Raw genomic sequence first — 11,494 nt, forward strand, 5'->3', positions numbered from 1 at the left:
GGGCTGGCCCCCCAATGTCCCAGCCTCTGAATGAGCGCTTGGCTGATTTCACTTGAGGGCACCGAGGCGGGGCATGACCTTGCCATGGTGCTTGCGCTCCTCGCGGCGCTCTTGCATGCCATTTTCGGCGCGTTGCAAAAGGGGCGGCATGATCCCTGGCTCAGCCGGGGCGCGATAGATGCAAGCTATGCCGCCATGGCCGCGCCCTTTGCCCTTTTTGTCGTGCCCTGGCCCGAGGCGCATATGTGGCCCATCTTTGCCGGCGCGGTGGTGATCCACATCGGCTACAAGGTGCTGCAGGCGATGGCCTATACGCGCGGCGCCTATACGGTCGTCTACCCCGTGGTGCGGGGCACCGGGCCGCTTTTCACCGTGATCGGGGCCTATGCGATTTTCGGCGAGGTATTTACCCCAGTGCAATGGCTGGGCGTGGCGGTGCTTCTGTGTGGTATCTACGGCCTAGCGGTCTATAATCTGCGCACGCTGACGCTCAACCGCGATACCATGCCGCTGGCGCTGGGTCTGGCGGTAGCGACGGGGCTATTTGTGGCGCTCTATACGACCTATGACGCTTATGGCATCCGCGCGGCGGCTGATCCCTTTACCTTCCTTGCGTGGTTCTTTTTCCTGGACGGGCTGACGATTCCGCCCTTTGCCTATCTACGCTGGCGCAGTATGCCCACGCGGCACGCGGTAGGCCCCCTGTTGCTGCGCGGGGTCTCGGGCGGGGTGGTGGCGTTCTTTTCCTTCGGGTCGGTCATGCTGGCCACCCGCCTCGACAAGGTGGGCGAGGCGGCGGTGCTGCGCGAGACTTCGACCGTTTTTGCCGCCCTCATCGGCTGGCTCGTGCTCAAGGAAACGGTGGGGCCGCGACGCATTGCACTCATGACCTTGATCGCCGCGGGTGCGGTCATAGTTGAGCTTGGCGGCTGAATGCGCCACAACCGGCGTGAGCGATAAGGAAACCTGACGACATGGATGACACGCAGCCGCCCAAATGGGCCAAGCCGGTTCTGGAATTTGGCCCTGTGCTGGGCTTTTTTGCCGCCTATCTCTGGCTCAAGGATAGGGTCTTTACCATTGGCGGCACCGACTATGAGGGCTTTATCGTCGTCACCGCCGGGTTCATCCCGGTATTTCTGATCTCGATGGGTATTTTGTGGCGACTCACCGGCCATCTGAGCCGGATGCAGGTGGTCACGGCGGTGCTGATCGTGGTTTTCGGCGGCCTCAGCGTCTGGTTCAACGATCCGCGCTTCTTCAAGATGAAGCCGACGATGATCTACCTGCTTTTCGGCGGGGTGCTGGGCTATGGCCTGCTGCGCGGGCGCTCGTATCTGCAATATGTGATGGACGGGGTGATGCCGCTGACCGATGCGGGCTGGATGATCCTGACCCGGCGCTTGATGCTCTTCTTCTTCGGTCTCGCCCTGCTGAACGAGGCGATCTGGCGCACGCAGACCGAAGAAATGTGGGTCTATTTCAAGACCTTCGGTCTGACGGCCGCGATTTTTGTCTTCTTCATGGCGCAAGGCGCGCTCTTTCGCGATCATTCGACCGAGGAAAATGACGACAAGGGTGCCTGACAGGGCGGGCAGGGTGCCCGCCCCCTCGCGCATCAGGCGTAGAACAGATCCTTGAAGACATGATAAGCGATGTCTTCGCGGCGCAGACCCATGCGGGCCAGCTCTGCATCTGATTTCGCTTCCAGCGCTTCGATCCGGTTGCGCCGTGCCGTGACCGCAGCTTGGGCCTCGAGCCCGCGCACGATGGCTGCGACAAAGCGTTTCCATCCCTCGCGCAGAGGAGATGCAGTAACATTGGTTGTGATATTCGCCATTGGAAACCTCACTTTACGTGGTTTGGTTCCCTCCCTGACCCCAAGATAGGTCAGTCACGTTGACACGACCAACGCTGAAACGGAATGGCCGGGTTGCAGGGGCTGCATCCCGGCCTTTCGTGTTACTCGGCCTTGGCCTTGGGCGCGCGCTCGGGCATCGACGGGGGCGGCGAGGGCTGGCGCTTGGGCGCGGCCGTATCGACGGGGATCACGCGTGCCGTGGGCTGAGGGGCGGGCTGTGCCGCGCTCACCGCCGTTGCCTCAGGCTTTGGCGCGGGCTTCACCTCGGCCGTGGGGGCGGGTTTGGCCATGACCACGGTGGCGGGCTTTGCCGCGGGCTTCACCTCGGCCACGGGGGCCGGTTTTGCGGCAACGGCCGGGGCGGCCTTTTCCACGGATTTGATCACGGGGGCGACGGGCGCGGCCGGGGTCGCGGGGGCGCGGGTGGCGCGGCGCGGCTTGGCGGCGACGGCCGCAGCCTTGGGCTTGGCCGGTGCCTTGGGTTTGGCGGGGGATGCGGGAACTGCGGCCTTGGCCGTCAGATTGCGCGACCAGACGCCGCTCTTGAGCATCGCCTCGCAATAGACCTGCGCCACACGCAACTGTTTCTCGACCAGGTATCCGGTGAACCGGATGCCGGCAGCGGACAGTTTCAGCGGAAGTTCGGGTGCAAGCATGAGTTCGTCCTTTTCAGCAGATGCGCGCCTGCATTTAAAGCAAGCGGATGACAGGAATATAACGCGCGCATCGCTGCGTTGCAGCAATTTGACCTAAGGTCAAATCACTTTCGCTGCGCTACGCGGATTCCTGCTGAAAATTTGGCCGATTTGCCGGATTTCCGGGCTTAACGCCCATGAATAAGGGTCTGGAACAACCGGGGATCAAGGCTCTGCGCGGCAAAGGTTTCACCCTCGGTCAGTACACTGACCGCATCATGGCTGTGCAGGCTTTCTTGATGGCTGGCCACGACCCGAAAATCGCCGATGCGCGGATCAGCCAGCAACTGCTCGCAAAAGAGACGCGCGGCATCCTCGACAAAGATCGGGTTGGCGGCGTTCAACTCGGCAAAGGCCTGCTCGTCCTCACGCTTGACCATGACCTGTGTTTCGGTCGGCACAGCGCGGCGGGCCAGTTCGATCAGATCCTCGAACCACAGACAATCCTCTTCGACCAATTCCACTGAAATTCGCGCGACAGAGCGCTGCGAATGTGGCGTGGCCAGTTGTCCGCGCGCGGCGCGGGCATGTTCGCTGAGTTCCAGCGAGCAGGGGCAGGTCGAGGAATAGACGTAATCGAGATGCATGAACTTGCGCGTGACGCCGGCGTTCTTCACCAGCTCCATCGCGATGTCATAATACTGGTAGCCTTCCAGCCCCGAACGCAGCGAGCGCACGCGCGCCGGATAGGAGAGGCGCATTTGCAGACGCGCATCGAGGGACTCGAGATCGGTGATGTAATCCGACAACGCGGCCTCCATCACATCGGCGCTGAACGTCTTTTCCGCGTGCTTGTAGAAACTGCGCATGATCCGGGACATGTTGATGCCCTTCTTGCCTGCGTCCAAGCTGACGGTGCCCGTCACCGAGGTCTCGAGCGTCAGATCGCCATTGTCACGGGTATGATAGCGGATCGGCAGGCGGAAATTCGAAATCCCCACATGCTGCAACTGCTGCCGCGTCCCGCGAATGAGCGAGGCCGGGCCGTTCTGCAAATCGGGAAGGCTGGCAAGGTAGGCAGCGCTCGTGGCGAAATCCTCGGGATATTCCCGCGCCAGAACCGGATAATTCGCAACCTCGCCCGAAGGCAAAAGCCGTGCAATCGCCGGATCGAGATCGGCCACCTCTTCGGGCGACGCGGCACGCGCCCAGGAGCGCAGCAGCGCCAGCGCCTCTTTGGCCTCGTCCCGGTCCGGAGCAGGCTTCATCTCAGACGGATGCACATTCATCGCAAAACTTCCCTATCCGCTCTGCCAGACCTTTACATACAAGGTTTCCGCAGGAATTGCCATTATCGTAGGGATTTACGTCAAATGCGGCAAAGCGGATCATTCAAACCCCGGAAATCGCTGAAAAACCTTTCCGCCTCAGTTCGCCGCCTCCAGCGCGTTCCGGATGTCGCTGATCAGGTCGCCGCAGTCCTCGAGCCCCACACTCAGCCGCACCAACCCCGACGTGATGCCAAGTGCCGCCTTCTGCGCGGCGGGCAGGCGTTGATGGGTGGTGGTGGCGGGATGGGTCACGATGGATTTGGCATCGCCCAGATTGTTCGAGATCACCACGATCTCCAGCGCGTTCAAAAACCGGAACGCCGCCTCTTGCCCACCCTTGATGTCGAGCGCCAGAACCGTGCCGCCTTCGCCCATCTGCGCGCGCACCAAAGCATGCTGTGGATGGTCGGCCAGTCCCGGATAGATCACCCGCGCCAGCCGTGCATCACCCTGCAATGCCTCGGCAATCGCCTGTGCGGTGGCCGCCTGTGCCCGCACGCGCAGATCAATGGTCTCAAGCCCCTTGAGCATGACCCAAGCGGTAAAGGGCGACATCGAGCCGCCAGTGTGTTTCATGTAGGGTTCAACGGTGCCGCGGATGAACTCGCGGCGTCCCAAAATCACCCCGCCCAGTGTGCGGCCCTGCCCGTCGATATGCTTGGTCGCGGAGTAGATCACCACATCCGCGCCCTGCTCGATGGCGCGGGAAAAGACCGGCGTGGCAAAGACATTGTCCACAAGCACAAGCGCACCCGCCGCATGCGCCAACTCCGCCACCGCGCGGATGTCCACCACGTCGAGTGTCGGGTTCGAGATGGTTTCGAAGAACACCGCCTTGGTGCCGGGCCGGATGGCTGCGCGCCATTCCTCCAGATTGGTGCCGTCCACGAATGTGACCTCGACCCCGAACCGGGTCAGGATTTCCTCGAGCACATAGAGACACGAGCCAAAGAGCGCGCGCGCCGAAACCACATGATCGCCCGCCCGCAGCATGGATGTGAGCGCGCCCGAAACGGCCGCCATGCCGCTTGCGGTGGCAAAGGCATCCTCGGCACCCTCCAGCGCCGCGATGCGGTCCTCGAACATCGCGACGGTTGGATTGCCATAGCGGGCATAGATGAACTCATCCGCGCCGGCCTTGATGAACCGCGCCTCTGCCGCCTCGGCGGTGTCATAGACAAACCCCTGGGTGAGGAAGATCGCCTCGCTCACCTCGTTATACTGGCTGCGCCGCGTGCCGCCATGCACCAGTTTGGTGCGCTTCTGCCAAGTCTCGCTCATATCCAACCTCCGGGCATCCCGCCCAAGAAAAAAGCCCCGACGCGGTCAAGCGAAAGGGGCCTTTCATCCTGACCTTTTAGCGGTTTGTTTAACGTGGCCCGCAATCCGGTAACAAATCGCCACAACTGCGGATTACTCCCGCGCCGCGCGCGCGTCAACTCTGTCACGCAGGTTTCATGCAAGCGTCACCGGAACGACGTATGCACCGCGTAGCTCTCAACCACAACATCTGGTGGGGTGAGGGACATGCCGCTGATCCATGTGAATGCGGGGCCAAGCGGCCCGGTGCTGCATGACGGGGCCGGTGATCTGGCTGAGGGTCTGCCCGATCTGATGCGGGGTGCGGGGCCGGTGATCCTGATGGTCCATGGCTACAAATACGCGCCTCACCATGCCACCGAATGTCCGCATGATCACATCTTCTCGCTAACCCCGCAGCGCACCTGTTTCAAGGTCCGAAGCTGGCCTGCCGGGCTTGGCTTTGGTGCGGGTGCGACCGATGAGGGGCTGGGTATCGGGTTTGGCTGGCCTGCGCGCGGCAATATCTGGCGCGCCTATGCGGCGGCGGCAGAGGCTGGGGCGCAACTCGCGCAACTGGTCATGATGATTCGCGCCGTGCGCCCGGATCGCCCGATCCACGCGGTTGCACATTCGCTGGGCGCGCGTGTGGTTCTGTCGGCGTTGGCACATCTGCCAGAAGGTGCTGTGCGTCGGCTGATCCTTTTGGCCGGTGCGGAATTCGGTCAGCGCGCCGCCGCAGCGCTCGATACCCCGGCGGGACGTGGCGTGGAGCTGATCAATATCACCAGCCGCGAGAATGATTTTTACGACTTCTTGCTGGAATGTCTGATCCCCGCGCCACGGCGCGGCGACCGCAGTCTTGGGCTGGCGCTGACGACGGGCCCCAATGTTCTCACGCTTCAGATGGACCATCCGGGCACGCTTGCGGCGCTCAATCGCGCGGGCTTTTCAATCGCGCCGCCTGCCGCGCGCGTCTGCCACTGGTCGCCCTATACGCGACCCGGTGTCTTTTCGCTCTACAACCGCCTGCTGCGGGCTGGCCCTGATCTGCCGCTTGCTGCGCTCAGGGCCGCGCTGCCTTGTGTCACGGAACCGCGGTGGTCGCGCCTTTTGAGCCTGCCAGAGGTCCGCCTGCCCTTGCCAATGGGACGCAAACCGTCATTCTGAGCGCATCCCATGCTCAGGAGCCTGACCCATGCCCGCCCCGATCGACCTCTACTTCTGGCCCACGCCGAACGGCTGGAAAATATCCATTGCCCTCGAAGAGATGGGCCTGCCCTATCGCTGCCACCTGATCGACATTGGCGCGGGCGATCAACACGCGCCTGAATTTCTTGCCATCTCGCCCAACAACCGGATTCCCGCCATCACCGACCCCGAGGGGCCGGACGGCGCGCCGATCCACATCTTCGAGTCCGGGGCGATCCTGCAATATCTGGCGCGCAAGACCGGGCAGTTTTACGGACAGACCGCGCGGGACCGGATTGCGGTCGATCAATGGCTCATGTGGCAAATGGGCGGCGTTGGGCCAATGGCTGGCCAAGCGCATCATTTCCTGAAATTCGCCCCCGAGGATATTCCTTATGCCAAGAACCGCTACCGCGCAGAAGTGGCGCGGCTTTACGGTGTGCTCGACCGGCAATTGGCGCAGTCTGAATATGTCGCGGGCGATTTCTATTCCATCGCCGATATGGCGCTCTGGGGCTGGTGTTCGCTCTGGGAAGGGCAGCAACAGACGCTGGAGGATAAACCGCATTTCGCCCGCTGGCTTGAGGAGGTGGGTGCGCGCGAAGGGGTGCAAAGGGGGCGCGCGCTCCATGCTGACAAGCGCCGCGATCCGACAGCGCGGAAATAGCCTGTCAGCCGCCGTAAACCGCGCCCCAACGCTCGATCAGCGCCTGTTGCAGCCGCTTTGAGCGCGCATTCCAGCCGCGCGCGCCCGGAGGGCTGTCATCTTGCGAGGGATCAATGCGCGCGCGCAAACTATCCGAGGCGGTGAAAATGGCAAAGGCCAGATCGGCCCCTTGCGGGGTCGTCACATAGCCTGCAAGCGCGCTTACGAAATGCAGCGTGCCGGTCTTGGCCGCCACCTTGAGCGGATGATTGCGATTGGGGCGGCCTTGGGCGTCGCGCAAGTCGACCTGTCGCAAGAGCGGTCGCAAGAGGCCCGCGCCATGCGCCCGCGCCAAGGCCTGCGCCATGGCCGCCGCCGACAGGCGCGACCGATCGCTGAGGCCCGAATGATCCCGGAGCGCCGCGCCCGACATGCCCAGCGCCTGCGCCGCCCAGTCGTTCATGTCCCGCGCCGATTGATCCAGCGCCACCACCGCGCCCCGCCGCTTGGCCGAGGCCGCAAGCCCCACCATTTCCGCCGTGAGGTTGGTCGAATATTTCAGCATGTCGCGCAGGATGTCGCGGAGCGGCGCGCTGGCATGGGTCACAAGCAAGGTGCCGCCGGGCAGGTTCTCGGTGATCTGCGGCGTGCCGGTCTTGATCCCGTGGCTCCGCGCGAAGGTGGCAAAGACTTCGCCCGCATAAAGTTCGGGTTTGCGCACCGGCAACCAGCGTGCGCCGCCATTCCCGAGCGCCCCCAGCGCCACGGTCCAGTCGTCATAGCCGCCCGCGTCCTTGTAGGTATAGACCGGCACGCTGCGATCGGCGATCCGCATCCGCGCCATCGTCACATCGGGGCGGTAGCGGTTTGACCGCGCGTCCATGGTGACGGCATATTTGCCGCCCGCGCGCTTCCACTCGAAATGCACGCGGTTGTAATTGAGGTTGAGGCCAGAAAGGGCGGGGTTATAGCCCGCATGTTCCGGCTGCGCCTCGTCAATGGCGCGTTTGAACGGAACCGCGCCGCCCCAGACCAGGAACCTGCCGCGCAGCTCGCGCAGCCCGGTCTTGGCCAGATTGGCCGCAAGCCCGGCCAGCGCATCGGTATCCAGCGTCGGATCCCCGCCGCCAGCCAGAATGAGATCGCCATTCAGCACACCGCCCGCAATCGGCCCGGTCGCAATCAGCCGCGTGCCAAAGCGATGCTCGGTCCCCAACGCGTCAAGCGCATAGAGCGCCGTCACCGCCTTGGTGACGCTCGCGGGCGGCAGGCCGGTGGTGGCATCGCCCGCCTCGAGCAGTTGCCCGGTGCGCGCGTCGGCCACCGCATAGCCCACACGCCCCGACAGATTGGCCTCGGAAATCAGCGCCTCGGGGGCGGGCGCGCGTTGCACCGCGCGGCGTGCGCCCCCATCGGGCCGCGCCACCGGGCGCAGGGAGACCGCTGGTGCACCCGCAAAGGCCGGACCGCTCAGCGCGGCCAGCGCCGTGCCCAGAAAATACCGCCGTGAAATACGCTTGGTCATGGTGCAGAGTAAACCTTAGGCCCCAGTCGCACGCAATCGCGATTTGCTGGCCGCGCGGTCACTTTTGCCCCCGCGTCCAGGTGCCGCTCTCGCGCAGACGGGTCGAGGAAATATCCATCATCGGGACATTGACAAAGCACCAGGCGGGGGCGTCGCGCCGTCCCAGCGCCTGGCTCTCATGGCCGGGCAGGCGGGCACTGGCGTAGATGCGCGCCGCAGGGGACAGCCGCGCCGAGATACGCTGACCGGGCCGCGCCAGAACCCCCACCGGCACCGTGTCGAGAATGTCGCGCCAATCCTGCCAGAGGTGGAATTGCGCGAGATTGTCCGCGCCCATCAGCCAGACGAACCGCACGCCCGGACAGAGCCTGCGCAGCGCGCGCAACGTGGCGGCGGTATGGCGCGTGCCGGTCCGCACCTCGATATCGGTCACGTCGATGCGCGGATGATCGACCAATGCCCGCGCCGCCGCCATGCGCTGCGCAAGCGGCGCAGGCCCATGCGCCTTGAGCGGATTACCCGGGCTCACCAGCCACCACAGCCGGTCGAGCCCGAACCGCCGCAGCGCCTCGCGGCTGATATGCAGATGCCCTGCATGCGGCGGATCGAACGATCCACCCAAGAGGCCGATCACCTGACCGGGGCGGGTAGGGGGCAGGGCATGTGTCATCGCCTCTTCATTGCCAGCGGCGCGCGCGGTGTAAAGCGAAATCCGGGGCGCCCCCTGATCCATCGCCCCACAGCCCATTGCCCCCGCACGCCCATGCAGGTATCACGCGGGCTGAATTAGCAGTTACCCAAGCGGAATGGAGCGGCACATCATGGCAGCGTATCAATATGTCTATCACATGCAGGGCGTCTCCAAGGCCTATCCCGGCGGCAAGAAATGCTTTGAGAACATCCACCTCAACTTTCTGCCGGGGGTAAAGATCGGCGTCGTTGGCGTGAACGGCTCGGGTAAATCCACCCTGATGCGGATCATGGCCGGAATGGACAAGGATTTCTCCGGCGAGGCCTGGGCCGCCGAGGGCGCGCGCGTGGGCTATCTGCCGCAGGAACCGCATCTCGACGACAGCCTTGATGTGCGCGGCAATGTCATGCTGGGCGTGGCCGAGAAAAAGGCCAAGCTCGACCGTTTCAATGAACTGGCGATGAACTACAGCGATGAGACCGCCGACGAGATGGCGCAGTTGCAGGACGAGATCGACAGCCAGAACCTCTGGGATCTCGACAGCCAGATCGACATCTCGATGGAGGCCCTGCGCTGCCCGCCCGATGACGCGGCCGTGTCCTCGCTCTCTGGGGGCGAACGCCGCCGCGTGGCGCTGTGCAAGCTCTTGCTCGAAGCGCCCGACATGCTGCTGCTGGACGAACCGACCAACCACCTTGACGCGGAAACCATCGCCTGGCTGCAACAGCACCTCATCGCCTACAAGGGCACGATCCTGATCGTCACCCACGATCGCTATTTCCTCGATGACATCACAAGCTGGATTCTCGAGCTGGATCGGGGCCGGGGCATCCCCTATGAGGGCAATTACTCGGCCTGGCTCGACCAGAAGGCCAAGCGCCTCTTGCAAGAGGCGCGCGAGGATAAATCCAAGCAAAAGACGCTGGAGCGCGAACTCGAATGGATGCGCCAGGGGGCCAAGGCACGGCAGGCCAAGCAAAAGGCGCGGATCAACGCCTATAACGAACTGGCCGGCCAGTCCGAGCGTGAGCGCATCAGCCGTGCACAGATCGTCATCCCCAACGGCCAGCGCCTGGGCAACAAGGTGATCGAGGTCAACGGGCTGCGCAAGGCGATGGGCGACAAGCTCTTGATCGAAGACCTCAGCTTTTCCTTGCCGCCCGGCGGTATCGTAGGCGTGATCGGCCCCAACGGCGCGGGCAAATCCACGCTTTTCAAGATGCTGACCGGGCAGGAACAGCCCGACGCCGGCACGATCGAACTGGGCGATACGGTGCAATTGTCTTATGTCGATCAGTCGCGCGACGATCTGAAACCCGACGATAACGTGTGGGAGGCCATCTCGGGCGGGGCCGAGGTGATCGTGCTGGGCGACGCGCAGATGAATTCCCGCGCCTATTGCGGGGCGTTCAATTTCAAGGGCGGCGACCAGCAGAAGAAGGTCTCGCTCCTCTCGGGGGGCGAGCGCAACCGCGTGCATATGGCGCGGCTCTTGAAAGAGGGCGGCAACGTCCTGCTGCTCGACGAACCGACCAACGACCTTGACGTCGAAACCCTGCGCGCGCTGGAAGACGCGCTGATGGATTTCGCAGGCTGCGCCGTGGTCATCTCGCACGACCGTTTCTTCCTCGACCGCATCTGCACGCATATCCTCGCCTTTGAGGGCGAGGCGCATGTGGAATGGTTCGAAGGCGATTTCTCAGCCTATGAAGAGGACAAGAAGCGGCGGTTGGGCCCGGATGCACTGGAGCCCAAGCGGGTGAAGTATAAGAAGTTCATGAGGTAATACGCGCGCCCCGGGCCTGACCCGGGGGCGCCATGTCGTAGGGTGCGCATTCATTGCGCACCTATCACCGGCACCTATTCGCGCCACGTTGCGCAATGAATGCGCACCCTACGGGTGGCTTAACATGCAATGAGCAACAGTGGGGCGGGTGCTAACACGGCATCTAGGGCCGTTTGACAGTCCACCCTACGGGGACCCGCCAGCAAGCGTAGGGTGGGTGACAACCCACCATCCATACGCCATCTTGCGCCGTCGGTGGGTTGCACCCACCCTACGCGTTGTCGCAAAAATCGCTCTTGTCGTTCGACTTTCCCCCGCGCGCGTCGGCCATCGCGCGGCTCTCAACCCGCCTCCCTATCCTCTGCCGTCTCCCCTTTATCTCCCGCCACCCGCTTCGCCAGCACGCGTAGGGTGGGTGACAACCCACCATCCATACGCCATCTCGCGCCGTCGGTGGGTTGCACCCACCCTACTCGTTGTCGCAAAAATCGCTCTTGTCGTTCGACTTTCCCCCGCGCGCGTCGGCCAT

11 protein-coding genes and 1 riboswitch are annotated in these 11,494 nt (G+C 63.6%); of the genes, 5 read left to right on the top strand and 6 right to left on the bottom strand.

Annotated elements, in window-relative coordinates; all coding sequences use genetic code 11:
- Nucleotides 1-30 precede the first annotated feature (30 nt).
- The gene (locus AACZ65_RS17510; RefSeq protein ID WP_339673053.1) at nt 31-933 is read left to right on the top strand and encodes an EamA family transporter; all 903 of its coding nucleotides are present in this window, start codon (nt 31-33) and stop codon (nt 931-933) included.
- A gap of 41 nt (nt 934-974) precedes the next feature.
- On the top strand, nt 975-1,586 hold the full coding sequence (locus AACZ65_RS17515) for an inner membrane-spanning protein YciB (RefSeq protein WP_339673056.1): 612 nt from the start codon (nt 975-977) through the stop codon (nt 1,584-1,586).
- Nucleotides 1,587-1,618: 32 nt separating this feature from the next.
- Here the strand turns inward: AACZ65_RS17515 and AACZ65_RS17520 are convergent, their stop codons facing one another.
- The 4 genes from AACZ65_RS17520 to metZ form a co-directional block, all read right to left on the bottom strand.
- Nucleotides 1,619-1,840, bottom strand: a complete 222-nt coding sequence (locus tag AACZ65_RS17520; RefSeq protein WP_297542156.1) for a hypothetical protein — start codon at nt 1,838-1,840, stop codon at nt 1,619-1,621.
- Between the two features lie 122 nt (nt 1,841-1,962).
- On the bottom strand, nt 1,963-2,517 hold the full coding sequence (locus AACZ65_RS17525) for a hypothetical protein (protein WP_339673059.1): 555 nt from the start codon (nt 2,515-2,517) through the stop codon (nt 1,963-1,965).
- Between the two features lie 167 nt (nt 2,518-2,684).
- Complete coding sequence (gene folE2, locus AACZ65_RS17530; protein WP_297542160.1) at nt 2,685-3,785, bottom strand: GTP cyclohydrolase FolE2; 1,101 nt, start codon at nt 3,783-3,785, stop codon at nt 2,685-2,687.
- Between the two features lie 138 nt (nt 3,786-3,923).
- On the bottom strand, nt 3,924-5,108 hold the full coding sequence (gene metZ, locus AACZ65_RS17535) for an O-succinylhomoserine sulfhydrylase (protein ID WP_339673063.1): 1,185 nt from the start codon (nt 5,106-5,108) through the stop codon (nt 3,924-3,926).
- Nucleotides 5,109-5,164: 56 nt separating this feature from the next.
- A riboswitch (SAM riboswitch) is annotated at nt 5,165-5,241 on the bottom strand.
- A gap of 113 nt (nt 5,242-5,354) precedes the next feature.
- Here metZ and AACZ65_RS17540 point away from each other — a divergent pair.
- On the top strand, nt 5,355-6,296 hold the full coding sequence (locus tag AACZ65_RS17540) for an alpha/beta hydrolase (protein WP_339673064.1): 942 nt from the start codon (nt 5,355-5,357) through the stop codon (nt 6,294-6,296).
- A gap of 28 nt (nt 6,297-6,324) precedes the next feature.
- Entirely contained in the window at nt 6,325-6,984 is a 660-nt protein-coding gene (locus tag AACZ65_RS17545; protein ID WP_339673066.1) for a glutathione S-transferase N-terminal domain-containing protein, read from the top strand.
- A gap of 4 nt (nt 6,985-6,988) precedes the next feature.
- Here AACZ65_RS17545 and dacB read toward each other — a convergent pair whose 3' ends face one another.
- Nucleotides 6,989-8,488: a D-alanyl-D-alanine carboxypeptidase/D-alanyl-D-alanine-endopeptidase gene (gene dacB, locus AACZ65_RS17550; RefSeq protein ID WP_339673068.1), complete on the bottom strand. Its 1,500-nt coding sequence runs from the start codon at nt 8,486-8,488 to the stop codon at nt 6,989-6,991.
- A gap of 58 nt (nt 8,489-8,546) precedes the next feature.
- On the bottom strand, nt 8,547-9,158 hold the full coding sequence (locus AACZ65_RS17555) for a nicotinate-nucleotide adenylyltransferase (RefSeq protein WP_339673078.1): 612 nt from the start codon (nt 9,156-9,158) through the stop codon (nt 8,547-8,549).
- A 151-nt stretch (nt 9,159-9,309) separates the two neighbouring features.
- On the opposite strand from AACZ65_RS17555, the gene ettA reads away from it, so the two are divergent.
- Nucleotides 9,310-10,965, top strand: a complete 1,656-nt coding sequence (gene ettA / locus AACZ65_RS17560; RefSeq protein WP_339673070.1) for an energy-dependent translational throttle protein EttA — start codon at nt 9,310-9,312, stop codon at nt 10,963-10,965.
- The last annotated feature ends 529 nt before the right edge of the window (nt 10,966-11,494 follow it).

Origin of the sequence: uncultured Roseovarius sp. (assembly GCF_963972555.1) — a bacterium.
In the GTDB taxonomy this organism is placed as follows: Bacteria; Pseudomonadota; Alphaproteobacteria; order Rhodobacterales; family Rhodobacteraceae; genus Roseovarius; species Roseovarius mucosus.